At 70.3% G+C, this 25174-nt stretch carries 23 protein-coding genes; 17 read left to right on the top strand and 6 right to left on the bottom strand.

Annotation, left to right across the window (positions count from 1 at the left end):
* Positions 1–40: 40 nt before the first annotated feature.
* Positions 41–448, top strand: coding sequence for a hypothetical protein (locus ACXIZN_RS27600; RefSeq protein WP_457960610.1), 408 nt, complete (start codon positions 41–43; stop codon positions 446–448).
* A gap of 292 nt (positions 449–740) precedes the next feature.
* On the opposite strand, the gene ACXIZN_RS27595 is transcribed toward ACXIZN_RS27600, so the two are convergent.
* Positions 741–1826 carry a neutral zinc metallopeptidase gene (locus tag ACXIZN_RS27595; protein ID WP_321183858.1) on the bottom strand — a complete coding sequence of 362 codons (1086 nt, stop codon included), beginning with the start codon at positions 1824–1826 and terminating at the stop codon, positions 741–743.
* Between the two features lie 216 nt (positions 1827–2042).
* Between ACXIZN_RS27595 and ACXIZN_RS27590 the strand changes: the two genes are divergently transcribed.
* The 7 genes from ACXIZN_RS27590 to ACXIZN_RS27560 all read left to right on the top strand — a co-directional run bounded on the left by ACXIZN_RS27590 (position 2043) and on the right by ACXIZN_RS27560 (position 8883).
* A complete protein-coding gene (locus ACXIZN_RS27590; RefSeq protein ID WP_457957850.1) occupies positions 2043–3191 on the top strand; it encodes a hypothetical protein in 1149 nt (382 codons plus the stop codon).
* On the top strand, positions 3185–3826 hold the full coding sequence (locus ACXIZN_RS27585) for a DUF4129 domain-containing protein (protein ID WP_457957849.1): 642 nt from the start codon (positions 3185–3187) through the stop codon (positions 3824–3826). Before ACXIZN_RS27590 ends, ACXIZN_RS27585 begins: the two co-directional genes overlap by 7 nt.
* Positions 3823–4947 carry a DUF4350 domain-containing protein gene (locus ACXIZN_RS27580; RefSeq protein ID WP_457957847.1) on the top strand — a complete coding sequence of 375 codons (1125 nt, stop codon included), beginning with the start codon at positions 3823–3825 and terminating at the stop codon, positions 4945–4947. Before ACXIZN_RS27585 ends, ACXIZN_RS27580 begins: the two co-directional genes overlap by 4 nt.
* Before the next feature lie 17 nt (positions 4948–4964).
* Positions 4965–5924, top strand: coding sequence for an AAA family ATPase (locus ACXIZN_RS27575; protein ID WP_457960609.1), 960 nt, complete (start codon positions 4965–4967; stop codon positions 5922–5924).
* A complete protein-coding gene (locus ACXIZN_RS27570) occupies positions 5924–7210 on the top strand; it encodes a DUF58 domain-containing protein (protein ID WP_457957845.1) in 1287 nt (428 codons plus the stop codon). The genes ACXIZN_RS27575 and ACXIZN_RS27570 overlap by 1 nt, the downstream gene beginning before the upstream one ends.
* Positions 7211–7268: 58 nt before the next feature.
* Positions 7269–8015, top strand: coding sequence for a maleylpyruvate isomerase family mycothiol-dependent enzyme (locus ACXIZN_RS27565; RefSeq protein WP_457957843.1), 747 nt, complete (start codon positions 7269–7271; stop codon positions 8013–8015).
* Positions 8016–8100: 85 nt separating this feature from the next.
* On the top strand, positions 8101–8883 hold the full coding sequence (locus ACXIZN_RS27560) for an RICIN domain-containing protein (RefSeq protein ID WP_457957841.1): 783 nt from the start codon (positions 8101–8103) through the stop codon (positions 8881–8883).
* A gap of 101 nt (positions 8884–8984) precedes the next feature.
* Here the strand turns inward: ACXIZN_RS27560 and ACXIZN_RS27555 are convergent, their stop codons facing one another.
* On the bottom strand, positions 8985–10058 hold the full coding sequence (locus ACXIZN_RS27555) for a hypothetical protein (RefSeq protein ID WP_457957839.1): 1074 nt from the start codon (positions 10056–10058) through the stop codon (positions 8985–8987).
* A 17-nt stretch (positions 10059–10075) separates the two neighbouring features.
* A complete protein-coding gene (locus ACXIZN_RS27550) occupies positions 10076–11083 on the bottom strand; it encodes a stage II sporulation protein M (RefSeq protein WP_457957837.1) in 1008 nt (335 codons plus the stop codon).
* Positions 11084–11144: 61 nt separating this feature from the next.
* On the opposite strand from ACXIZN_RS27550, the gene ACXIZN_RS27545 reads away from it, so the two are divergent.
* Positions 11145–12044 (top strand): RDD family protein, encoded by a 900-nt coding sequence (locus ACXIZN_RS27545; RefSeq protein WP_457957836.1) that lies wholly within the window; start codon positions 11145–11147, stop codon positions 12042–12044.
* Positions 12045–12299: 255 nt separating this feature from the next.
* On the opposite strand, the gene ACXIZN_RS27540 is transcribed toward ACXIZN_RS27545, so the two are convergent.
* Entirely contained in the window at positions 12300–13556 is a 1257-nt protein-coding gene (locus ACXIZN_RS27540; protein ID WP_457957835.1) for a neutral zinc metallopeptidase, read from the bottom strand.
* Positions 13557–13784: 228 nt separating this feature from the next.
* Between ACXIZN_RS27540 and ACXIZN_RS27535 the strand changes: the two genes are divergently transcribed.
* The 6 genes from ACXIZN_RS27535 (at position 13785) to ACXIZN_RS27510 (ending at position 21324) form a co-directional block, all read left to right on the top strand.
* A complete protein-coding gene (locus tag ACXIZN_RS27535; RefSeq protein WP_457960608.1) occupies positions 13785–15554 on the top strand; it encodes a DUF2207 domain-containing protein in 1770 nt (589 codons plus the stop codon).
* Position 15555: 1 nt separating this feature from the next.
* A complete protein-coding gene (locus ACXIZN_RS27530) occupies positions 15556–17163 on the top strand; it encodes a DUF2207 family protein (RefSeq protein ID WP_457957834.1) in 1608 nt (535 codons plus the stop codon).
* Between the two features lie 21 nt (positions 17164–17184).
* Positions 17185–18489, top strand: coding sequence for a M16 family metallopeptidase (locus ACXIZN_RS27525; RefSeq protein WP_192746527.1), 1305 nt, complete (start codon positions 17185–17187; stop codon positions 18487–18489).
* Positions 18486–19862 (top strand): M16 family metallopeptidase, encoded by a 1377-nt coding sequence (locus ACXIZN_RS27520; RefSeq protein WP_457957832.1) that lies wholly within the window; start codon positions 18486–18488, stop codon positions 19860–19862. Before ACXIZN_RS27525 ends, ACXIZN_RS27520 begins: the two co-directional genes overlap by 4 nt.
* Positions 19862–20875, top strand: a complete 1014-nt coding sequence (nudC, locus tag ACXIZN_RS27515; protein WP_457957830.1) for an NAD(+) diphosphatase — start codon at positions 19862–19864, stop codon at positions 20873–20875. Before ACXIZN_RS27520 ends, nudC begins: the two co-directional genes overlap by 1 nt.
* Positions 20876–21075: 200 nt before the next feature.
* The gene (locus ACXIZN_RS27510) at positions 21076–21324 is read left to right on the top strand and encodes a hypothetical protein (protein WP_257488993.1); all 249 of its coding nucleotides are present in this window, start codon (positions 21076–21078) and stop codon (positions 21322–21324) included.
* A 172-nt stretch (positions 21325–21496) separates the two neighbouring features.
* Here the strand turns inward: ACXIZN_RS27510 and ACXIZN_RS27505 are convergent, their stop codons facing one another.
* Complete coding sequence (locus ACXIZN_RS27505) at positions 21497–21859, bottom strand: hypothetical protein (protein WP_457957829.1); 363 nt, start codon at positions 21857–21859, stop codon at positions 21497–21499.
* The gene (locus ACXIZN_RS27500) at positions 21856–22239 is read right to left on the bottom strand and encodes a helix-turn-helix domain-containing protein (protein ID WP_457957828.1); all 384 of its coding nucleotides are present in this window, start codon (positions 22237–22239) and stop codon (positions 21856–21858) included. Before ACXIZN_RS27500 ends, ACXIZN_RS27505 begins: the two co-directional genes overlap by 4 nt.
* Before the next feature lie 288 nt (positions 22240–22527).
* On the opposite strand from ACXIZN_RS27500, the gene ACXIZN_RS27495 reads away from it, so the two are divergent.
* Together ACXIZN_RS27495 and ACXIZN_RS27490 are read left to right on the top strand one after the other, a co-directional pair.
* Entirely contained in the window at positions 22528–23778 is a 1251-nt protein-coding gene (locus ACXIZN_RS27495; protein WP_457960607.1) for an ROK family transcriptional regulator, read from the top strand.
* A 10-nt stretch (positions 23779–23788) separates the two neighbouring features.
* Positions 23789–25171 (top strand): extracellular solute-binding protein, encoded by a 1383-nt coding sequence (locus ACXIZN_RS27490; protein WP_457957826.1) that lies wholly within the window; start codon positions 23789–23791, stop codon positions 25169–25171.
* The last annotated feature ends 3 nt before the right edge of the window (positions 25172–25174 follow it).

The following is a 25174-nucleotide window of genomic DNA, read 5'->3' as shown; positions in this document are numbered from 1 at the left end:
CCCCGCCAGAGGGCTCACTCCTGGGTGGAACTCCCTGGCCGTGGCGGCCGGGGCCGGCCTGCTGGTGATCTTCCTGGCCTGGCTCGCCGGGCCGGGGCTGTTCGGTATCTCGAACGAGACCAAGGGGACGACCGTGCAGGCGGAGGTCGTCGAGCCCGCGCGCTGCACGGGCGGCGGTGCGACCGAGCGGGTCAAGTTCGAATTCGGCGGCGCGCCCATGGAGGGTTCGCTCAACGCCTGCGGACACGGCAAGGGCGAGCGCATCGAGGTCGTCGTCCCCGACGGCGCTTCGGGGGACGCGGTCGCCGTGCACGCGGCCGAAGCGACGGCGGGAGCGAGCGACGCGCGGCGGCCGCTCGGGCTGGCGCTGCTGGTGTTCAGCTGCTTCGCGGGCGGGATGTACGTCTTTCTGGTGTTGCGCGGGCCGCGTGTGCCGGTGACCGCCTGATCCCTCTTGAGGCGTGGTGCCCGCGATCGGCCGCCGCGCTACGACGCCTTCGTCTTTAAGTCGCTACTCGACGTCATCAGTGGGCGCGCGAGTGTCACCGTGGGTGAGGGGTGTGTGGAAATAGGACGTTGAACGTCTCTGATCCCACACACCCCGTCGTGACCGGACCGGTCACGACGGGGTGTGTGGATCCGTGGTCGTCCAACGCCCCAAAATCCATACAGTCCTGACGTCGGGCAAGCCGGAATCGCCGACGGCACCGAAACCGTCGGCGAGCGGCGAAACGCGAACCTCAGGAAACGGCGCTCGCCGGGGCCGAGAAAGTGTTGCAGTCGGCGATCCGGTTGTTGCTCGCACCCGCCCGCCACCAGGACGCGTAGTGCGCGTTCGTCCCGTGGTCCTGGCTGCGTGAGGTGTTGTCGCCCCGGGTCTCCTGGTCGTTCCATGCCTTGTTGTACATGTCCCGGCTGACCGTGCCGCCCTGGTCGACGTGCGCGCCGAGGAACATCCCGGAGAAGCACTGCGCCTGGAGTTCCTTGCGCCGCGACATCTCCAGCCCGGCGGGGCTGTTCTGGCCGGCGTCGTAGATCTTCTGCCAGGCCGCGTCCATCAGCCCGGCGACCTCCTGCACGTGGTGCCCGTACTCGTGCGCGAAAAGGGCCAGGTAGACGCCGGGGTTGTTGCCGTACTGGTCGGTCTGGAGACCACGGAACGGCACGTAGAGGTTGTTCTCGCAGTAGTACGCCGCGGTCGCGATGCCCACCTGGATCGTGCCGCATTCGGTCTCGAAGCTGGCCCCGGTCGGGAAGTGCAGCGCGGGCGGGGTGAACGGCAGGTCGTAGGCGTCGAGGAACGGGCCCCAGGCGTTGTCGAGGCATTTGCCCGCCGCCGTGAAGAACGCCTCGGCGGCCTGCTGGCTGCTCTGCCACTGCGGCAGCGTGCAGACCCGGTTCCGCAGGCCGGCGTTGGGGTCTTGGAGGATCGGGTGGTCGGCGAGCTTGAGGATCTTCTGCGGACCGCTCGACGAGGACGGCGCCCTGGACGGCGACGTCGGGAACGGGTTCGTCGAAGAAGAGGGCGACGAAGACCCGCTCGGCGGCAGTTCCGCCCGCGACGAAGTGTTCGGCAGGGTGCTGTAGCCCGCGTTCGCTACGTGATCGGAGTCGTCACGATTGAGTGAAACGATCGCCACCAGGCCGAGGACCAGCACGGCGACCGCGCCGAGGCAGATACCGATGATCGCGCCCACGGACTTGCGCGGCGGCGGAGGCGGGAAGTGGTGCGGCGCGCCGTGCCACTGGGCAGGGTGCTGGCCGTGCACCGGCGGTGGCTGGACGGCGCCGCGTGGCGGCCACTGGCCGTGGGGCGGTTGCGTCATCAAGTCGGTCCCGGTGGTTCTAGGGGCGAACCGGGGGTACCCGGCCCGATGTTCAGCATAACGAGCTAACGGTGTCCCCACCCACAGCTCGGCTGCAGAGGGTATCCAGCGTGAGGCGAGCGGTCACCCATCAGTGTCGTCCCCCCAGCTCTGGCTGGGTGTCGGACCCTCTGGAAGAGTGGGCGCAAGCAACGTGAACGGGTAAGGGGCTGTCGCATGACGGAGACCGGCGGACCGTCCGGGCCTGAAGGCACCGAGATGCCGAAGCCGAAGGCGGGGGAACCAGCGCAGTCGAAGGCGGGGGAACCAGCGCAGCCGAAGGCTGACACGCCGACGCCGCCGCAGGGGGAAGTGCCGCCCTCACCGGCGCCGGAGCAGCAGTGGCAGTCCCCGTCCGGGGCGACGCCGCCGCCTCCCCCGTTGCCGTCGTACCAGCCGCAGCAGCAGTATCCGAACTGGAAGGTCGGCCTCGGCAGGCCCGGCGTCATCCCGCTGCGCCCGCTGAACCTCACCGACATCCTCGACGGCGCGGTCACCGCCATGCGCAAGTACTGGCGGATGGTGTTCGGTGCCGCCGCGATCACCGCCGTGTTCACCGCGGCCATCAACCTGGTCGGGCTGCTGCTGGTCGACACCACCGCCGACCTCGAGCGGATGCGCGATCTCGGCCCGGCGGCCACCGATCAGGAACTGATGAACCAGATGCTCGGCGTCCTCGGCGGGACGCTGGCTTCGTCGTCGATCAGCCTGGTCGCCACCCTGCTCGGGACGACGGTCCTCACCGGATTCCTGACCGTGCTGATGGGCAAGGCCGTGCTGGGCAAGCCGGTCACCTTCAAGGAGGCGCTGCGTGAGGCGACGCCGCGGCTGCTGCCGCTGCTCGGCCTGACCGTGCTCTACACGATCGCGATCATGGTCGCCGCGATCTTCTGCCTGCTGCCCGCGATCATCCCCTACACCTTCTGGGCGCTCGCCAGCCCGGCGTTCATCCTCGAACGCGGCACGGTGATGGAGGCGTTCCGCCGGTCGGTGAAGCTGGTGTCGGGGATGTTCTGGCGGGTCTTCGGCATCCTGCTGCTGGCCACCGTGATCTCGTCGTTCCTGGCGTCCATCATCACGATCCCGTTCAGCTTCAGCGCCTTCCTGTCCATCTTCGGCGATCTGGACCAGATGTACGTGCCGTCGACCGGCGATCTGATCCTGCAGTCGGTGGGCACGGTGATCGCGCAGACGATCGTCGGCCCGTTCACCGCGCTCGTCACCGTGATCCTCTACATCGATCAGCGGATGCGCCGTGAGGGCATGGACATCGAGCTGGCCCGCGCGGCCGGGATCGCGACGCCGCCCCCGCCGCAGGCATGGTGACGCGCTTCCTCACCGAGGTCCCGGTCGACATCGACCGGGACACCGCCCGGCTGCGCGCCACCGAGGAGCTCTCGGGCGAGGGCTATCAGGCCGCGAGGCCGAGCTGGCTGTCCGAAGCGTTCAACTGGGTGGTCGAGAAGCTGCTGGGTTTCCTCGAAAAGGTGGACAGCGCGGTACCCGGCGGGATCTTCGCCGTGCTGCTGCTGGTCCTCGTGCTGATCGTGCTGGTCGTGGTGATCCGGCTCAAATCCGGTCCGCTGGCGACGTCGGCCAAGAGCGGGCGAGCCGTGTTCGCCGGGCAGCGCAAGGCGTCCGGCGAACATCGCAAGGCGGCCGAGGAGGCCGCGTCGCGAGGGGACTTCGACGACGCCGTCCGTGAGCGGTTCCGTGCCGTGGTGCGGTCCTTGGAGGAGCGCGCGCTGCTGGACGAGAAGTCGGGCCGGACGGCCGACGAGGCCGCCATCGAAGCCGGGCGGCTGCTGCCCGGCGTCGCCGTTCCCTTGCGCGCGGGCGCCCGGTTATTCGACGACGTCCACTATGGAGGGATCCCCGCGACGGAGGGCGGCTACCGGTCACTGTCCGAATTGGACGAGAGCTGCCGTCGCGCCAGGCCCGTCGCCTTGGCGGCCGGATGACCTCGGTCTCGCCCGACGCCCGCCGGATCTGGCGCGGGGTGCGGCTCCCGCTCGCCGTCGTGCTCCTGATCGTGCTGACCGGGACGCTGCTCGTCCTGCTGCGAGGCGACCAGACCACCGGCGCGCTCGAACCGGGTTCGTACGAGCCCACCGGCAGCCGCGCGCTGGCGACGCTGCTGGAACGGGAAGGCGTCAAGATCCCGATCGTGCGTACCGCCGCCGCGGCCAAGGGGGTCGCGAGGGGCGCGACGGTCTTGATCACCCAGCCCGAGTACGTGCCCAAGAGCGCCTTCACGGAGATCAGGCAGAACGCCGAACATGTCGTGCTGGTGCAGCCGAGCCCTCGCACGGTCGAAGAGATCCTTCCCGGTGTGCGGGTGAACGGCCAGGCCGAGACCGAGACCCGCGCGCCCGACTGCGAGGCCGAGGATCCCGTCGCGGCGGGCAACGCGACGATGGGCGGCCTGAAGTACGCGGCAACTCAGCCGAGGGCGCAGGAATGCTACGGCGGCTCGTATCTCGAAGTCCCGGGTCCACAAGGGACGGTGACCGTACTCGGCACCCCCACCCCGCTGACCAACGACTGGCTGGCCGACGAGGGCAACGCGGCGCTGGCGATGCGGCTGCTCGGAAAGCACGAGCGGCTGGTCTGGTACCTGCCGACGGCCGCCGACCCGTCGCTGGAGACCGAGAAGAAGCCGCTGTCCGAGCTGATCCCGGCGGGCTGGTCGTACGCGGCGTTGCAGGCCGGGGTCGCGGTGGTGCTGCTGGCGCTGTGGCGTTCGCGGCGGCTGGGGCCGGTGGTGACCGAGCCGATCCCGGTCGTGGTCCGCGCGGCGGAAGCCACCGAAGGACGGGCGAGGTTGTATCGCAAGGCGAAAGCCGCCGCGCACGCCGGGGAAACCTTGCGGGAGGCGGCCCGTGCGCGGCTCCGGCCGTTGCTGGGGCTCACCCGCGACGCCGAACCGGCCGCGCTCGTGGAGTCCGTCGCCGCGCGGACCGGCCGGGCGCCCGCGGAGATCGGCGCGCTGTTGTACGGGGAACCGCCCGCCGATGACGCCGCGCTGGTGCGGCTGGCGGACGGACTCGATGTCGTGGAACGAGAGGTGGAGCGGTCTTGAGTACCGAACAGTCCGATATGGACGCCGCGGCCGACGCGCGGGCGGCGCTGATCGCGCTGCGTACCGAGGTCGGGAAGGCCGTGGTGGGTAACGACGCGGCCGTCACCGGGCTCATCATCGCGTTGCTGTGCCGGGGGCACGTGCTGCTCGAAGGCGTTCCCGGGGTGGCGAAGACCCTGCTGGTGCGGGCGTTGGCGGCCGCGCTGGACCTGGAGACGACCCGGGTGCAGTTCACGCCGGACCTCATGCCGGGCGACATCACCGGCTCGATCGTGTACGACGCGCACAGCGGCGAGTTCTCGTTCCGCGAGGGCCCGGTGTTCACGAACCTGTTGCTGGCGGACGAGATCAACCGCACCCCGCCGAAAACGCAGTCCTCGCTGCTGGAGGCGATGGAGGAGCGTCAGGTCTCCAGCGACGGCAAGACGCGGCCGCTGCCCGACCCGTTCATCGTGATCGCGACGCAGAACCCGGTCGAGTACGAGGGCACGTACCCGCTGCCCGAGGCGCAGCTGGACCGGTTCCTGCTGAAGCTGACCATGCCGATGCCGTCCCGTGAGGACGAATTCGGCATTCTTTCCCGGCACGCGCAGGGTTTCGACCCGCGTGACCTTGGCGCCGCCGGAGTCACGCCGGTCGCCGGGGCCACCCAGCTCGACGCCGCGCGGCGTGCGGTCGCCGGGGTCACCGTGCGCCCCGAGGTGCTCGCGTACATCGTCGACGTCTGCCGGGCGACGCGGTCGCTGCCGTCGGTGCGGCTCGGCGTCTCGCCGCGTGGCGCGACCGCGTTGCTCGCCGCGACCCGGGCGTGGGCTTGGCTCGCGGGCCGTGACTACGCCACCCCGGACGACGTCAAAGCCTTGGCACGTCCGGCTTTGCGGCACCGGCTCGACCTGCGGCCCGAGGCCGAACTCGAAGGCGCGACCGCCGACGGCGTGCTGGACCGGGTCCTCGCGTCCGTGCCCGTTCCGCGCTGATGGCCGTCACCGGGCGGCTCGGGCTGCTGGCGCTCCTCGCGGCGCCGGTGGTCGGTTTCCTGCTGCCCTCGTGGGCCGGGATCGGGCTGGCCGCCGCGGTGCTGCTTCTGTTGGTGGTGCTGGATCTCCTGCTCGCCGGGAGCGTGCGGCGGCTGGAATTCGCGCGTTCCGGCGCGACGTCGGTGCGGCTGGGGGAGGCGTGCGAGGTCACGCTCACCGTGGCCAATCCCGGCGGCCGTCCCGTGCGCGCGTGGCTGCGGGACGCCTGGCCGCCCAGCGCCGGCGCGGACGACCGGCACCGGCTGACTTTGCCCCCGGGCGAACGCCGCGTCGTGACCACGCGGCTCCTCCCGACCCGGCGCGGCGACCGGATCGCGACGCGGGTGACCGTCCGGTCGACCGGGCCGCTGGGGCTCGCCGCGCGCCAGGGTTCGCACGACGTGCCGTGGACCGTGCGGGTGCTGCCGCCGTTCCACAGCCGCAAGCATCTGCCTTCGCGGCTCGCGCGGCTGCAGCAGCTCGACGGCCGCAACGCCGTGCTGATCCGGGGCCAGGGCACGGAATTCGACTCCCTGCGTGAATACGTGATCGGCGACGACATCCGGTCGATCGACTGGCGGGCTTCGGCGCGCGCGTCCGACGTCATGGTGCGGACCTGGCGCCCCGAACGCGATCGGCACGTGGTGCTGGTGCTCGACACCGGCCGCGTGTCGGCGGGCCGGGTGGGGGACGCTCCCCGGCTCGACGCGGCGATGGACGCGGCACTGCTGCTGGCCGTGCTCGCCGCCCGGGCGGGTGACCGCGTCGACCTCCTCGCCTACGACCGGCAGGTCCACGCCGCGGTCCAGGGATCGACGGAGTTGTTGCCCGCCTTGGTGAACGCCATGGCGCCGCTCGAATCGTCGCTGGTCGAGACCGACGCGCGGGGGATGGTCGCGGAGGTGCTGCGGCGGACCCGGCGGCGCGCGCTGGTCGTCCTGCTGACCGGGCTGGACGCGGCGCCGCTGGAAGAAGGCCTGTTCCCGGTGTTGTCGAAGCTGACCTCGCGGCACCAGCTGATGATCGCTTCGGTGGCGGACCCGCGGGTCGCCGAGATGGCGGCGGGACGTGGCGACGCGGAAGCCGTCTACGACGCGGCCGCGGCCGAGCGCGTGCTGGCCGAACGGCGCCAGGTCACCGCGCGGCTGGCGCGGCACGGGGTCGAGGTCGTCGACGCGGTGCCCGAGGACCTGCCGCCGCGGCTGGCGGACCGGTATCTCGCGTTGAAGGCGGCCGGGCGGCTGTGATGTCGAGAGCCGTGAATCGGCTCCGACCCGCTGGTGAACCGATCATCAGGAGGAACCGATGGATTTCGACCGGCACTGCGCGGAGATCGTCACCCAGGCCGAACTGTTCGCGACCGAACTGGCCGACGCCGGCCTGACGACGCCCGTGCCGTCCTGCCCCGGCTGGACACTGGGCGCGCTGGTGCGGCATCTCGGCGCCGGGCACCGATGGGCTGCCGAGATCGTCCGGAGCCGGGCGACCGCGCCGGTGCCCGACGACCAGGTGCGCCGGGTGGACGGCGACGATTCCGGACGGCTGCCCGGGTCCTGGCTGGCAGACGGTGCTTCCGCGCTGGCTTCGGCGCTGCGGGAAGCGGGACCGGACGCCGAAGTCTGGGTGCCGTTCCACTACCGGACCGCGTCGTTCTACGCGCGCCGCTTCACGCACGAGACGCTGGTCCATCGCGCCGACGCGACCCTGGCAGCGGGGCTGGAGTTCCGCGCCACGCCCGAAGTCGTGCTCGACGCGATCGACGAGTGGATGGAACTCGAAGCGCTGCCGCTGCACTTCGAGTTCAGGCCGGAGAAGCGGGAGATCCTCGGGGCCGGCCGGTCGGTGGGTTTCGAGTCGGGGGAGCACGCTTGGTTCCTCGACCTCGGCGGCTCGGTGGTGACCTGGGAGCGGGGACGGCGCGGTGCCGCGGTGACCGTGCGCGGCTCGCTGACGGAGCTGCTACTGGCGCTCTACCAGCGCAAGGACGCCCAGGACGTCTTCGGTGATCTTGAGCTGTTCAAGCTGTGGCAGACCCACGTGCGGTTCGGCTGAACCCGATGGAGTGGTGCCGGTTGGCGACGGGTGTCCCGGGCGGTTAGCTCGGAGGAGATCCGGACCGACCCGACGGAGGCCAGGTTTGCGCAGGTTCGTGCTGTTCTTCGCGGTGGCTTCGGTGCTGCTGTCCGGAGTGCCCGCTTCCGCGCAGCCTGCCGGGGCACCGGTCTACCTCGCCGACGGGGGCGGCACCATCTCCTTGGCCGCGGCCGACGGAAAGCTCGCCCTCGCCGACGCGAAGGACGCCAACGCGCAGTGGGTGTACGACAAGGCCGCGCTTTCCTACAAGCATGTCGCGAGTGGACAGTGCCTGGCGGCGATCAGTCCCGTCGACGGGGTCGGCGTCAAACTCGTGGCGTGCGACGGGAAGGACCGGCACCAGCAATGGCGGCGCAACGCGGGGCTGCCCGGGCTGGTGCTGCTGGCGAACGTGGCGACGGCCCGGTGCCTGACCGCGGAGTCACCGGCCGCCGGGGCCCGGCTGTACCAGGAGGTCTGTTCGCTGTCCGGACTCTCCAACACCTGGGCTGCCGGTGTGCGGACGCTCGCCATCCTGTCGGGGAACGGGCAGCGGCTGTCTACGAAGACGCCCGGTCAGCCGTTCGTGGTGCGCGTGGTCGGGGAGAACGGTCAGCCCGCGGCCGACGTGCCGCTGAACTTCTTCGTCCGCGCGGCACGGCCGAAGAACGTGCTGGTCTTCGAAGGCGGTGCCGAGACGGCGACCGCGAAGACCGGGGCCGACGGCTCGGCGGCGAGCCCGAAGATCGTCCTGACCGAACCGGGCGAGTTCGAGATCCGGTTCACGGGCAGCGCGAGCCTGGAGGACGGGAACACCATCACCTTCGAAGGTAGCTGCAGCTGCTGAACGAGTGCTTGCCCTGTAAGACAAAGACGTGGCCGGGCTGTGCTCCGGTGCCCACCAACGTGACTGGATGGACGGCGCGCGTGACCACCGCCTATGCGGAACTACGCCACCAGGGCGAAACTCGAGTAGTACTCGCCCGAGGGATCCCGTGAGCCGCTCCGGTCGGGGCTGACCTCGGCGCCGACCCAGCCTTGGAACGCGCCCGCGTCGTCGATCACCTGAAGGAGCGGCCGCACGTGGCTGTTCCCGAGGTAACAACCGTTGTAGGACAGGCATTCGCACCAGAACTCGTAGCTGTTGCGCCGTCCGCCGAAAGCGTCGCTCAGGTAGTAGAACCGCCTGTCGCCGGTGTCGGCGATCTTCTTCGCGCAGGCCTCGTATCCGGGGCCGGCGGGGCAGCAGGAGGACGGGTCGCATCCGGAGTCGTACTGCACGAATCCGAGACAGGAGCCGTCGTCGCATCGGTTCCACCCCGGGCCGACGCCGAGGGCGCCGCTGCCGCCGCGGGTCCAGTTCGTGATCGCGCGGCGGTTCACGCCCTGTCCTTCGAGCAGGTACGACCGCTGGGTCGCGCGGACCGAGCTCATCGGGGCCTTGCTGGTCTGCGCGAGGGAAGCGTTGCTGCCGTAGGCGATCCCGCTGGTGATCGAGTAGTCGTCGCTCACGAGCTGCAGGCGGCCGAGACCCGGCCGGGTCTCCGAGACCGCCCACGTCTCTTTGAGGTCGACGGCGGTGGTGGTGCCGTCGACGGTGCTGCGGGTCCAGGTGATGGCCACCTGCCCGGAGGTCTCGGCGTAGGTGCCGGTGAAGTGGCCGTTCGGCGCCCCGGTGAAGCCGGGCGCGGTCTTGATCGGGCAGTTGTTGCGGGGATTGGTACCCGGTGCCCAGTCTCCGCAGTAGTAGACGTCGCCGCTGTCGACCGGGACGGGGAAACCCGCCTGGCTCCAGGTCCAGAAGTTGTGCGCGACGGTGTTGTCGGCCGGGTTGAACACGAGATAGCCGAGGCGGACGTAATTACGGTCGGCGTCGGTCCGGAATCCGCCGACGCTCACCACCCAGTTCAGCTTGCCGGACGGCGCGGACACGGTTTGAGCCTGTGACGCGCCGACGAGGAGCGTCGAGGCGAGTACGGACAGGACGACGATCGCGAAGACGCGTAACCGTTTTCTCCCCATGAAAGGAGCTAACCAGGTCAGCCGGCTTCCGGTCGAGAATCTCCAGCGTATCGCCAGTCGACATCACCCACTTCGCCCGCTTTCGCGGCGCGGCGCCCGACGACGAACACGTACAGTAAGAACGCGACCTCGGCGACTACTCCGATTCCGATGCGTGCCCAGGTCGGCAGGCCCGACGGCGTCACGAACCCCTCGATCACGCCGGAGATCAGCAGCACCACGGTCAGTCCCAGCGCCATCACCACGACCGATCGACCCTGTTCGCCGAGCGCCGCCGTCCGGGAACGGCGTCCCGGGTCGATGACCGTCCAGCCGAGCTTCAGTCCCGTCCCGGCGGCGACGAACACCGCGGTCAGCTCCAGCAGGCCGTGCGGCAGGATCAGGCCGAAGAACACGTCGAGCCGCCCGGCCGAGGACATCAGCGCCGCGCCGATCGCGAGGTTCAGCGAGTTCGCCCAGAGCGCGTAGATCACCGGGACACCCAGCACCACGCCGAGGAACAGGCAGGTCGCGGCCACCCACGCGTTGTTGGTCCAGACGCGCGCGGCGAACGAGCCCGCGGGGTCGGACGAGTAGTACGTCTCGTACTTCCCGCCCGGCGCGGTCAGGTCCCTGAATTCCTCTGGCGAGGCCAGCGACGCGAGCACCTGCGGGTCACCGGCGATCCACACCGCCGCGATCGCCATCACCGCGATCGACGCCGCCGCCGAAGCGAGCCACCAGCGCCGGCTCAGGTACAGCGCCGCCGGGAACCGCTGGGTGAAGAAGAGGCCGAACTCGCGCCAGGCGGGGCTGTGCGAACCGGTGACGGCCGAGCGCGCCTTCGCGACCAGACCGGACAGCTGCGCGACGAGCACGGGATCGGGCGCGACCGAGCGGATGATCGACAGATGTGTCGCGACGCGCTGGTACAGCGTCACCAGCTCGTCGGCGTCCGGGCCGCTGAGCTTCCCGGCGCGGCCGACGAGCTCGCGCAGCCGGTTCCATTCGGCCTGATGCGCGGCGACGAACACGTCCACATCCAACTCGGAGCCCTCCCGGCGATCGTCCTTGGTCGCCCAGCCTATTCGTCACTACGCTTGCCCGGTGGAACAAGAGTCCGAACTCGTCACCGGCGAGGCCGTCGTCCTGGACGTCCGTGCGGCGAAACTGGCCAGCCGCGGGCTCGCCATGATGCTCGACGTCGCCCTCCAGCTCATCGCCCTGATCGTCGCGATGCTGGTGCTGAGCCAGGTCGCCGCGTTCGGTGACGAAGCGCTGGCGCTGACCCTGTTCCTGGTGACCGTCGTGCTGATCATGGTCGGCTACCCGGTGATCTGCGAGACGCTGAGCCGCGGCCGCACCCTCGGGAAGATGGCGCTCGGCCTGCGGGTGGTCCGCACCGACGGCGGCCCGGTGCGGTTCCGGCACGCGCTGGTCCGCGGGCTCGCCGGGTTCTTCATCGACTTCTGGGCGCTCGGGATGCTCGGCGTCGTGGCGGTGGTCACGTCGCTGCTGTCGCCCAACGGCCGCCGCGTCGGCGACTACCTCGCCGGCACGCTGGTGATCCGGGAACGGATGCCCGCCGCCAGGACGCCGTACGTCGGGATGCCGCCGCAGCTGGCGTACTGGGCCTCGCAGCTGGACCTGACCCGGCTTTCGAACGACCTCGCGCTCGCCGTCCGGCAGTACCTGAGCCGGACGAGCGAGCTCCGTCCCGAAGCGGTCGAGGCGCTCGGGTACGGGCTCGCCCAGCAGGTCGCGGCCGCGATCGGAGCGCCGGTGCCGCCGGGGGTGCCGTCCTGGGCGTACCTGTCGGCTGTGCTGGCCGAACGGCGGCGGCGGGATCAGGCGAAACTGCAGCCGGCGGCCCAGTACGGGCAGGCGGTGCCCGCCGCGCCGGTTCAGGTCTATCCGCAGCCGTCGGCTCCGCCGCAACCGGCTGTTCCCGCGCCGGAAGCCCGCTCGGAGCCGGCTCCGGAGAACCCCTTCGCGCCGCCGGGCTGACCTGTCGTCCCCAAGTCCGTGAAGGCCTCCTTCCCTACCCTGAGAGTAGGGAAGGAGGCCTTCACGGACTTCAGCCGGCCCACAAAACCACAGCGCGGTCAGGAGACGTCGGCCGGCTTGGCCGCCCAGGTGTTGCACTCGAACATCCGGTTCTTCTGCGCGCCGTGCTGCCACCACGAGACCGCNCCCACCTACCCTGAGAGTAGGGAAGGAGGCCTTCACGGACTTCAGCCGGCCCACAAAACCACAGCGCGGTCAGGAGACGTCGGCCGGCTTGGCCGCCCAGGTGTTGCACTCGAACATCCGGTTCTTCTGCGCGCCGTGCTGCCACCACGAGACCGCGTGCGCGTCGGAACCGTGGTCGCGCGGGCCGCCGTTGTGGTCGCCGCGGTCCTGGGTCTGCCAGGCGTCGCGGTACATCGCCTGGTCGACCGAGCCGCCTCGGCCCACCGTCGAACCCAGGAACGTCCCGGAAAGACACTGCGCCGAAAGCTCGTTGCGCCGAGACATCTCCAGCCCTGCCGCCGAGTCCGTGCCCGCTTCGTAGCGGGCGGTCCAATAGGCCTCCGAAATACCGGAAAGCGCTTGGATGTGGTGCGCGTATTCATGGGCGAAGACGGCCAGATAGACCCCCGGCCGGCTCCCGTACTGGGAGACCTGGAGGCCTTCGTACGGCATGTAAAGCGTCTCGTTCTGCGAGCAGTAGAACGCCGCCACGGAACCATTGCTGGCGTCGCCGCAGGGGCTCGACCAGTTCTTGCCGGACGGGTACTTCACGGTCGGGACCCGGAACGGCAGCTTCGTGTAGTCCATGACCTGCTGCCAGACGCTGTCCAGACAGGGCCGCGCGCTTTCGAAGAAGGCCGCCGCCGCGTCCGGGTTGTTCGCCCAGCGCGCGAGGTTGCACGGCTGGTTCGGCAAGCCGACCCGGGAATCGAGCCACAGCGGGTTGTCCGCCAGTTTGAGGTGCGGCCGCGGGCCGGACGGCGCGCGGCTGGCCGACGTCTCGCGGGTCGAGCCCGCCGAAGTTTCGCGTGAGGCGGTCGTCTCGCGCGAACGGGTGCTCGTGGTCGACGTGTCACTGGACGTGGTGGTCGTCGTGTAGTCCGAAGTGGAGGTCGTGGGATAGCTGGAGTATCCGACGTCCGCGACTTGGCTCGACCCGCCGCCTGCGATGGTGACCACCATGAGCAGCCCGCCCATCACCGCCATCAGGGCCACGATCGCGACCGCCGCGATCACCCCGCCGTTCGACTTCTTGGCTTGGTAACCCCCGTAAGGAGCGAACGCGGGCTGCGCGAAACGCGGGCCGTACGGAAGCTGCGGCGGGCCGGCCGCGCCGGGCTGGAACGGGACCGGTGCGCCGATCCGAGGCGGCGGCAGGGGAGCCGCGCCCGGCGGGGGCAGCGGCAGGCCACCACTCGGCGGACCCGGCCGGAACGGCGGCGGCTGCGAAACCGGCGGCCGGGGACGACCGGGCGGGACGGGACCCGGCCGGTTCGGCGGAGGCATCGGCGGGCCACCGCGAGGCGGCAGCGGACGCGCTCCCGGCGGCGGAAGCGGACGGCCGCCCTGAGGCGGACGTGGCGGCGGAGTCGGCCGGCGCCGCGGATCAGGCGGGCCGGGCGGCTGCTGGTTCATCGAGTGGATCCCCCATGTGTTCGGCAACGCCGTTCGCCCAGGTGGCGGATTCGGCGTTTCGGCGGTCAGCATAGATCGGCTGCCCTAGAGTGTGTGGCTGTGTTGACGAAATGGGGGACGGCGGTCGTGGCCGTCGCGGCGAGCTCGGCCTTGATGGCCCCGCCGTCGGATACGAACGTTCCGGAGGCGCCCGCGGCGGGCCCTTCGCTGACCAACGCGCCACAGTTGCCGAAGCCGCCGCCGATCGGCGCGCGCGGTCAGCTCGGGCTGCTCCAGCCGCCGAGCGGCCCGGCCGCGAACGTCGCGGTGAAGGTGGAACGCGACGGTTCGCTGTCGATCACCGAGCAGGTGACCGTCCCGGGTGGACAGCACCTCGTACGCCGGATTCCCTTGCGGGTTCCCGCCGGTGAGGAGCAGGACCGCGTGTACGTCGTCCGTGACGTCTCGGTCGAGGGCGCGGGAAAGGCGGAGCCGAACGGCGAACAGCTGGTCGCCACCTTCGACGGCGGCGCGGCCACCCTCAAGTACAAAGTGGACGGAGCGGTCGCCGACGCCGGTGGCGCGCAGCAGGTCCGCTGGCAGGTCGCGAGCGGCTGGGACGGCGAGCTGTCCCGGGTGTCCGCCTCGTTCAGCGCGCCGACGCGTGAAACGCCCACAGTGGACTGTTTCGCCGGGCCGCTCGGTTCGGACAGGCAGTGTTCGCTCGCGGAGACCGACCACAGCGGCGTCGTCCGCGTCGAGCAGGACAAACTCCCGGCGGGTGAGCGGGTCGACATCGCCGTCCAGCTCCCGGCGGGCACGGTACCCGCGAACGCGCGGTTCGAGCAGATCGCCACGGTCGGCGGCGCGTTCGCCCTCACCACCCTCGCCGGCCTCGGTTTCGGTGCGCTGGCACTGATCCTGGTGCTCGGCGCGGTCGCCATCTGGCTGCTGCGCCGCCGCGACAAGGCCGCCCTCACCGCGGGCACCGGTCCGGTCGACGTCCTCATGCGCGAAGGAGATAGGGTCTCGTTCGCCTCGCCCGACGGTGTCCTGCCGGGACAGGTCGGCACGGTCGTCGACGAGACGGTCGACGTCGTGGACGTCAGCGGCACGGTGGTCGACCTCGCCGTCCGCAACTACCTGTGGATCGCCGAAGTCCGCGGCGCGGGCACGGTCGACTGGCGGATCGCGCGCCGCAACGCGCCGGACGAGCACCTCGCCGCCTTCGAGCGCGAGATCTACACCGCGATCCTGCCCGAGGGCACCGATTCCGTGCTGCTGTCGGAACTGCGCGGCCGCGGCACCGTCGATCTCCGTGTCGCGGGCGAGGCGATGTACGCCGACGTGGTGCGCAAGGGCTGGTTCTCGCGCCGTCCGGACAAGGGCAAGAGCAAACTCACCTGGGCGGGGCTCGGCCTGATCGCGCTCGGCCTAGTGGGCACCGCCGTCCTGACCTTCACCGTCGGGCACGCGCTGCTCGGCGTCGCGGCCGTGCTCGCCGGCGTCGCCGCGCTGCTGGGCGCTTCGTGGGTGCCGCCGCGGACCTCACGCGGCAGGCGCCTGGTCGGCCAGGTGCGCGGGCTGCTCGAGTACCTGCACACCGTCAAGGTCGCCGACATTCCGGTGGCGGACCGGGAAATGGTGTTCTCGCGGTCGCTGCCGTACGCAATCGTGCTCGGCGACGCCGAGCGCTGGCTCCGGACGTTCGAAGGGCTCGACCCGTCGGCGGACGGTTCGGCCGGGCTGTACTGGTTCGGCGGCCTCGAAGGCGATCGGGACCTGCGCCGGTTCGCCGCGCACCTGCCGTCGTTCCTGTCCGCTTTGGACGGTCTGCTCGCCGAATCCGGGCACCTGCGCTCGCTTCGCCCGGAACCGGTCCCCGCCTGACGTGAAGATCTGCTTGCTGGTCGGTCTCCTGCTGGTGCTGGGCGCGGCACCGGCGGGAGCACAAGGCGAACCGCAGCTGCCCTCGCTGCCGAACAGCGCGGAGATCTCGCTCAAGGTGGAACGCGACGGCGCGCTCTCGGTCGTCGAGGCGGTATCCGTGCCGAGCGAGGCGACGATGACCCGCCGGATCCCGCTCCGCACCGCGGCACCGAACAACCGTGACCGGATCATCGGCATCCGCGACGTCGTCATCGAGGGCGCGGGCAACGCCGAGCTGACCGACGACGAGTTCACCGTCAAGCTCAAGGGCGGAACCTCGGTCGTCCGGTACACAGTGGACGGTGCGGTCTCCGAAGCCGACGGCCTGAACCGCGTGAGCTGGCAGCTCGCGGGCGGCTGGGACTCCCGGCTCGAACTCGTGCGGGCGAGCTTCGCCGCGCCGTCCGTCCCGGACGCCGTCACCTGTCACGCCGGGCCCGAGGGGTCTCGCGCGCGCTGCGGTACCGCCCAGATCGCGCATTCCGGGCTGACCAGGTTCAGCCAGCAGAACCTCGTGGCCGGGCAGCGGATGGAGATCTCGGTCGAGCTACCCGGCGGGACCGTCCCGGCGAACGCGCGCCTGGAGCCGTCGAAGACCTTCGCCGGGGCGTTCGTGCTCACCGCTCCGGTCGGCTGGGCCTGGTTCGGCTTCGCGCTCGCGCTGGTCGCGGCCGCGGTGGCGCTGATCCTGCTGCGGAGGCGGGACGAGCACCCTGGAGACGCGCTCCCGGTCCGGCTGCTCACCGGGAAGGACGAACACGCCGCGTTCGCTTCACCCGACGGTGTGCTGCCCGGCCAGGTCGGGACCGTCCTCACGGGTCGCGCCGACGCCGTCGACCTCGCCGCGACGGTCGTCGACCTCGTCGTCCGGAACTACCTCTGGGTGAGTGAGGAGCCAGGCGAGCTGACCGGCTGGCGGCTCGTGCGCCGCAACCCGCCGGACGACCAGCTGACCGCTTACGAACGCGCGGTCTTCGACGCGCTGCTGCCCGGCGAACGCGAGTCCGTGCTTCTGTCGGAGATCCAGTCGGCGCGGATCGGGATCGAAACGGTGCGCGAGGCGCTGGCCGACAGCGTGGTCGAACGCCGCTGGTACTCGCGGCTGCCCGGCAGGCTGACCCGCGTCGGCCTGCGGATCTGCTTCTACGGGCTGTTCCTCACCGTCCTGCTGGCCCTGACCGTCGGTTACGCCCAGCTCGGACTGATCGTCATCGCCGCGGGCGCGGTACTCGCCGTCGCCGCCCGGTGGCTGCCGGTGCGCACCGGCGCCGGCGTCGTGCTGCACCGACGGCTGCTCGGCGTCCGCGACGCGCTGCTGGCGACCGAGGCGACGGACGTCCCGAAGCTCGAACGCGAGGTGCTTCTTTCCCGGGCGTTGCCGTACGCGCTCGCTCTCGGCGAACAAGAACGGTGGGTCTCCGGATTCGCCGCGCTCAAGGGGCCGCCCAAGATCTACTGGTACGGCAAGGAAGACGGCGAGGAAGTCCCGATCGAGCGGGTGAGCGACTTCACGGCCGCGCTAGTGGGAACCTTCGCCGCGACCCGCCAGGGTCGTCGCCTGGAGGCCTGAGTAGCCCGTAGGGTGGTGCGCATGGCCGATCCCGAGCTTGTCCGATTCACCCTCGACAACGGTCTGCGCGTGGTGCTCGCGCCCGACGCGACCGCTCCGGTGGTGGGTGTCAGCGTCCACTACGACGTGGGCTTCCGTTCCGAGCCCGAAGGGCGCACCGGTTTCGCGCACCTCTTCGAGCATTTGATGTTCCAGGGGAGCGAGAGCCTGGAGAAGCTCGCGCACTTCCGGTACGTCCAGTCGAGTGGTGGCAGCTTCAACGGCTCCACCCATCCGGACTACACGGACTACTTCGAGGTCCTCCCCGCCGCGGCTCTCGAGCGCGCCCTGTTCCTCGAAGCGGACAGGATGCGGGCGCCGAAGCTGACGCAGGAGAACCTGGCCAACCAGATCGACGTGGTCAAGGAGGAGATCCGCCTCAACGTGCTGAACCGGCCGTACGGCGGGTTCCCGTGGATCCTGCTCCCGCCGGTGCTGTACTCCACGTTCCCCAACGCGCACAACGGTTACGGCGGGTTCGAGGATCTCGAACAGGCCACCCTGGACGACTGCGCCGCCTTCTTCGACACCTACTACTCGCCCGCGAACGCGGTGCTGACCGTCGCCGGTGACTTCACCGTCGAGGAGGCCCGCGAGCTGATCGAGAAGCACTTCGGCGACGTGCCGCACCGGCCCGCGCCGCAGCGCCCGTCGTTCGCCGAGCCCGCCCCCGAGGGCGAGCTGCGCGGCGAGCACGTGGACCCGCACGCCCCGCTGCCCGCGGTCGGCGTCGGCTACCGCATGCCGGATCCGATCAACGACCTCGACGGCTACCTGGCGAACCTCGTGCTCGCCGGCGTGCTGACCGACGGCGACGGTTCCCGCCTGCAGCAGCGCCTGGTGCACCGGGAGCCGCTGGTCGTCGACATCGGCGCGGGCGCCGGGCTGTTCGGCCCGTTCGAGGCCCGCGACCCGGACACGTTCACCATCACCGCGATCCACCCGCACGAGGTCGGCACCGACCAGGTCCTCGCCGCGCTGGACGAGGAACTGGAGAAGCTGGCGGCCACGCCGCCGGAAGACCAGGAGATCAAGAAGGTCACCGCGCGCTGGGCCGCGAGCCTGCACTCCGAGCACGACAAGCTGGTGTCCCGCACGCTGGCCCTCGGCTCGTTCGAGCTGCTGTACGGCGACGCTTCGCTGGTGTACCGGCTCGCCGAGAAGATCTCGGCGATCACCGGGGAGGCCGTTTCGGCGGCGGCGAAGGCGCTGCGGCCGGATTCGCGCGCCGTGCTCGTCGTCCGCCCGGGTAGTGGATCTTCAGACCAGGAAGGTACCGAGCAGTGAGCGCACCGCACCGCACCGCCGAGGAGATCGGCCGCACGGCCACCGGGCCGCGTCCGGTCCCTTCGCTGGGGACACAGCGCGCCGCCGCCGATCTGTCCCATGTGGACACCACGCTGAGCAACGGGCTGCGGGTGCTCGCCGTCCGCAAGCCCACCGTGCCGCTGGTCGAGCTGCGCGTCTGGATCCCGTTCGCCGGTGAAGACAAGCTGCACCCGGCGACCGCCGAGGTACTGGCCGAAACCCTGCTGACCGGCACCGCCCGCCGCGACCGCATCGAGATCGACGCGGACCTGGCGCTGATCGGCGGCGACCTCGCCTCCGGTGTCGACCCGGAGCGTCTGATCATCACCGGTACCTCGCTGGCCGACGGCCTGCCGACGATGCTCGACGTCCTCGCCGACTCGCTCACCGGCGCGTCGTACGCGGACGCCGAGGTCGAGCGGGAACGCGAGCGGCTCATCGAGCGGATCGCCGTCTCCCGCACGCAGCCGAGGACGATCGCCCGCGAGGCGCTGCAGAAGCACCGCTACGGCGACCACCCGGCCGTGCGCGAGGTCCCGCAGGCCGAAGACGTGGCGGTCGTGACGCCGGAACAGGTCCGCGCGCTGCACCGGGCTTCGGTGCTGCCGCGGGGATCCGTGCTGGTGATCGTCGGCGACATCGACCCGGAGACCGTCATCGGCGACCTGGAGAAGGCGTTCGGCGGCTGGGCTTCGGACCGCTCCGCCGTCCGCCTGCCCGTGCTGCCCGACCTCGTCGGCGGCAACGTCCTGCTGGTGCCGCGGGCCGGTGCCGTGCAGTCACAGATCCGGCTGTCCGCGCAGACCGTGTCGCGCACGGACCCGCGGTACCCAGCGCTGCAGCTGGCGAACCTCGTGTACGGCGGGTACTTCTCGTCGCGGCTGGTCGAGAACATCCGCGAGGACAAGGGTTACACCTACAGCGCGCACTCCGGTTTCGAGTTCACCGACCAGACCGCCGTGGTGAACGTCGACGCGGACACCGCGACCGACGCGACCGCGGCCGCGCTCCTGGAGACGCGGTACGAGCTGGCCAGGCTCGGTCTCGTGCCGCCGACCGCCGACGAGGTCGAGTCGGTGCGCCAGTACGCGATCGGTTCGCTGGTCACGGCGGCGTCGTCGCAGGGTGGCCTGGCCGCGCAGCTGTCCGCGCTCGCCGCGACGGGGCTGGGCGTCGAGTGGCTCGCCGGGCACCCGGAGCGGCTCGCCGCGGTCACCGCCGAAGACGTGGCGAACGCGGCGCTGGAGTTCTTCGCGCCCAAGCGGTTCACCGGGGTCGTCGTCGGCGACGCCGAGGTCCTCGCGCCGAAGCTGACGGCGCTGGGCGACGTGACCGTCGGGGAGCCCTCCTGATGGAGACGCCGTTCGGGTTGGGAGCGCTCCCGACGCTTTCGCGCTCCACTGCGGACCGTCAGGAATCCTTGCGCACCGACCCGGACAGGCTCGCCGAGCGCTGGCCGAACGCCCGGGTCGTGCTGCTCGACGAGCACGCGCGCACCCCGGTGGTGGAAGGTTCCGGCACGCTCGCGACCCGCAAGCCGCAGGACTTCGGCACCGAGCCGCCCGCGGACGCGGTCTTCCTGGGGGAGTGGCAGGGCACCGACTACTGGTCGATGCCCGGCCGCCCCGCCGGGGAGACGGAGACCGTCGAAATGGCGGGCAGCTGGGGCGTCATCGAACAGGTCCAGCGCCGCGACGGCGAGATCTGGGTCGACCTGCGCGGCTACGGTGACCTGCTCGACGACACATCGGCCGGGCTGTTCACCACCGCGCAGGCGCTGCAGGCCTGGCGGCGGCAGGCGAAGTTCTGCACGCGCTGCGGCAGCCCGACCGAGCTGATCCAGCTGGGCTGGGCGAGCAAGTGCACCGGCTGCGGCCGGGAGGAGTACCCGCGCACCGACCCGGCGGTGATCTGTCTCGTGCACGACGACGCCGGCGTCAACGGCGAACACGTCCTGCTGGCGCGGCAGCCGATCTGGCCGCCGGACCGGTACTCGATCCTCGCCGGTTTCGTCGAGGCGGGGGAATCGCTCGAAGGTTGTGTCGAGCGGGAGATCCGCGAAGAGGTCGGCGTCGAGGTGCGCGATGTGCGTTATCTCGGCAGCCAGCCGTGGCCGTTCCCGCGGTCGATCATGCTCGGCTTCACCGCGCGGGCCGACATCTCGTCGACGATCGTGCCCGCGGAGGGCGAGATCGAAGAGGCGTTCTGGGTTTCGCGCGAGGAGGTGCGGGCCGCCTTCGCGAACAGCCAGCTGCGGAACGCGGGCGCCGTGCCGACGCCGATCGCCGGCGGCACCCGGCAGCTGGTGCTGCCGGGGAACTCGTCGATCGCGCGCGTGATGCTGGCGGCCTGGGCGGGCGTCTGACCCGGGCGTAACTCGCGTGCTTGAAGGCGTAACTCACGTGTTTGAACGCGTAACTCGCGTGCTTGGACGAGTTACGTCTCCAAGCACGCGAGTTACGCCTTCGATCACGCGAGTTCTGCGTTTGATCACGCGGGATCCCGGTGTCCGCTAATCTCCTGCTGTCCGTTTCGTGATCATCAAGTTGGGACACTGGGGAAGACATGAAGAACACCTTGCGACGGTTCGCCGTCGCCGGAGCCGCTGTCGCGGCCTTCGTTTCGTTCAGCGCCGTGACCGCGGGAGCGGCGCAGGCCTCGGATTACGAGTACTTCAAAACGTATCCGAACCAAGAGGAGTGCGGGATCAGCGGTCACCACGGCCAGATCGCCGGGGACTGGGATGGCTGGATGTGCTATCCCTCCAACGTGATCCCCTGGGCGTACGACCTGTACGTGCAGCCCAACTTCTGATCAACCACCGCGCAGCTGAAGGGCCGCTCGGGAGCGTCGAACCTCCTGAGCGGCCCTTCGGACGTCTCCAAGGTCACAAATTGGGGGGATCGGTTTCCCTTGTGGGCAGATGACTTCGACAGGCAGGCCCGATTACCGCCCCGGATAGGCCTTCATGTACGCAAGCGGGTCTTCACGCGACCGCGATCGCGTTGTTGACGGCGGTGACGGTCCCGGCGGGATCGTCGACCGTGAGCACCAGCCGGTTGAAGTCCTCGGCCTCGTCGAGGGTGATGACGACCGTGCGGTCGAAGCCGGAGACGTTCCAGAACTGCCGGTCACCGTCGGCGTGAAAGGTGCCGCAGAGCTTCCCGGGTAGGTGGAGACCCGGACCGCGCCACCCCTTCGGCTCGTCACGCATTCCCGGATCGTGCGTCGCACCGCGCACGTGGGCGAGCGGGACTTCGAGCCGCCGGGTGAATGACCAGATCTTGTCGATCCCCACCGGTTCGACCACCAGGCGGTCTCCGGTGATGGTGACGCGGTTGTTGCTCATGTCGTTCCTCCGTTGTCGATGTCCGGCAATCCGGCGCGGGCCATCAGCCGTCTTCCCAGCTCGTCCGGGGTCGTCCCGCGGTCCTCGATGACGGCCCGGACCCGCGCGCGCAACCGCTCGTCCTCGGGCGCGAGTTCGAGCAGGGCGACCAGCAGGACGTCGAGCCGTCCGGCGCTGTCGTGCCGGTCGGCGGCGACGTGCTCCAGCACCCGGGCGAACAGACCGTGCTTGCTGCCGAACGCGCCGTACAGGCTCCCCCGGTGGACACCCGTCGCCTCGACGAGGTGATCGACCGAGGTCGCGTGGTATCCCCGCTGCCGGAAGACCGCCGCCGCGGCTTCGATCGCTGTCTTCTCGTCGAACTGGCGTGGTCGGGCCATAGGTTTGAGAATAGTCATTCAAGAATGGCCGGTCAAGAACTCCGATGGCCGTCTTGCCTGCCTGAGGGGACGACACGCGTGTCGTCCAATCGGTCCCGCAGGTGATCGTGTGTGGCAACCCTCCGCACCGGTACCCATACCCACTGTGCGGAACACGCCAAGCGTTACCTCCCCGTTTCCCCGCGCCGTTGACGGCTGTGGCTCGGCTCACTACAGTCCCCGGAAACCGTCTGTAAAGTTTCCTAACGAAGTCGGGAGCGAACCCAAGTGCGAGCCGGCAGTCCGCGAATGCTGCGCGAGATCAACGATCGCGCGGCCATCGAGGTCCTCCTCAGGGACGGCCCTCTGACGCGCTCCGAGCTCGAAGTCGCCATCGGCCTGTCGAAGCCCGCGACGGCGCAGCTGCTCACGCGCCTCGAACAGGACGACGTCGTCACCAAGGCGGGCGTCCGCGGCGGGGGCCGCGGGCCGAGGGCGCAGCTCTGGCAGGTCAACGGCGGAGTCGCCTACGTCGCGGCCGTGGACTTGACGCCGCAGCAGGCCGACTTCGTGGTCGCCGACGTCACGGGCGCGGTGCTCGCCGAGTACCAGGTCCCGCTGCCGGTCCACGAGGGCGCGGACGTCGTCGGCACGTTCGGCGCGGCGCTCACCAGCGTCGCGAACAGCGCCGGGCTCGCCGCCACCGATCTCCGCCACGTCGTCATCGGCGCGCAGGGTGCCTTCGATCCCCGCACCGGCTTGCTCTCCTCGGCGCCCCACATCCCCGGCTGGCTCGGTTTCGACGTGCCGCGCAGGCTCAGCCGGGAGCTCGGCGTCGAGGTCACCATCGAGAACGACGTCAACCTCGTCGCGATCGTGGAGATGACGGTCGGCCAGGCCGTCGGCCTCGACGACTTCGTGATGATCTGGCTCAGCGACGGCGTCGGCGGTGCGGTGGTGGTCGGCCGCAGGTTGCTGCGCGGCGCGACCGGCGGTGGCGGCGAGATCGACTGGATGCGCGTGCCCGATCCGGTTTCCGTTGCCACGCCGAAGGAAAAGCCGCGCGCGGGAGATCGTTTCGGCGATCTGGTCGCCTCTCCGGCCGTCGTCGAGCTGGCCGCCGCGCACGGCATCGAGGCCGAAGCCGGCGCGGACGCCGTCACCAAGGCGCGCGAAAGCCACAACGAAGCCTTCCTCGACGACCTCGCCCGCCGTGTCGCGGGCGGAGCCGCCGGACTGATCGCTGTCGTCGACCCCGAACTCGTACTCCTTTCCGGTGACACCAGCCGGGCGGGTGGCGACGAGTTCGCCGCGCTGGTCGCGAAAAGGCTGCACGAACTGGTCCTGCCTCGCACCCCCGTCGGGGTCGCTTCGGTGCAGGGCAACGCGGTCCGGGCGGGCGCGCTCCAATCGGCGCTCGCCACCGTCCGCCGGGACGTCTTCGGCGTCAACACCCCTTCGCTCCTCGGGCCCGGGCGGTCCGGGGCGGGAGAGCCCAATCCGATCGTGGCGATCCCGGATTCACGAACAGAACCACCGTCTCCCGCCCCAACCAACTAGGAGGAGGGTCATGAGTTCCACGACCCAGGTTCGGAGAAGTGGCCGCCGTTGGCGCGGCTCGATAGTGCTCGGCGCGGTCACCGTCGCCGCACTGGTGTCCGCTTGTTCGGGCGCCGCAAGCGGCCCGAACGGTGGGGCGGGCGACGCGGCGGCCGCCCCCGCCGCGGACGCGAAGCTCACACTGACCGTCTACAGCAAGTTCACCGACCGCGAGTACAACGTGGTCACCGCCGGGCTCAACAAGCTCAAGGCGAAGTTCCCGAACATCGAGATCAAGCACGAGGGCCAGCAGGACGACGACAAGATCACCCAGTCCATCCGCGGTGGCAACCCGCCGGACGTGGCGATCTCGTTCTTCACCGACAACCTCGGCGCGTGGTGCTCGACGGGCAGCTTCCAGGATCTCAAGCCCTACATCGACCGCGACAAGATCGACCTGACGCAGATCCCCGACGCGGTCCGCAGTTACACCGAGTTCCAGGGCAAGCGCTGCGCCATGCCGCTGCTCGCCGATGTCTACGGCTTCTACTACAACAAGGACATGTTCGCGGCGAAGGGCGTCACGTCGCCGCCGAAGACGACCTCGGAACTGTTCGAGGCCACCAAGAAGCTGACCGAGTTCAACGCGGACGGCTCCATCAAGGTCGCCGGTTTCCTGCCGTCGATGCCGTTCTACGCCAACATGGCGCAGTACTGGGCCCCGAACTTCGGCGCCAGCTACCTCGGCCCCGACGGCCAGTCGCACCTCGCCGACAGCCCCGAGTGGAAGGCGATGTTCGACTTCCAGAAGCAGCTGGTGGACTTCTACGGCGGCCACGCCAAGGTCGAGCAGTTCAAGGCCGGTCTCGGCGAGGAGTACTCGGCGGACCACGGTTTCCAGCGCGGCAAGCTCGCGATGATGATCGACGGTGAGTACCGCACCGCGTTCATCAAGGACCAGGCGCCGGAGCTCAAGTTCGGCACCGCGGCCCCGCCGGTGCTCGACAGCAAGCCCGACCGCTACGGCGGCGCGTTCACCACGGGCACGATCATCGCGATCCCCAAGGGCGCCAAGAACCCCGGCGCGGCTTGGGAACTGATCAAGCAGGTCACCCTCGACACGTCGACGCTGGTCGAGCTGTCGAACGGCCTGAAGAACGTCCCGAGCACCAAGGCCGCGCTGACCGACCCGAAGCTCGAGGTCACGCCGGAGTTCAAGACGTTCCTCGACCTGTACAACGGCGGCAAGCTCACGCCGAACCCGTCGACGCCGATCGGCGACGCGCACCTCAAGGCGGTCAACGACTTCGCCGAGAAGTGGCAGGCGGGCAACGTCCCGGACATGGTCGCGGGTCTGAAGCAGGTCGACGCTCAGATCAACGACGAGCTGGCCCAGAAGCGCGCCGGCGGCTGATCG

It is taken from the genome of Amycolatopsis sp. TRM77291 (genome assembly GCF_054166285.1).
The sequence above is the reverse complement of the archived record's forward strand: the minus strand, read 5'-3'. Positions and strand labels throughout refer to the sequence as shown.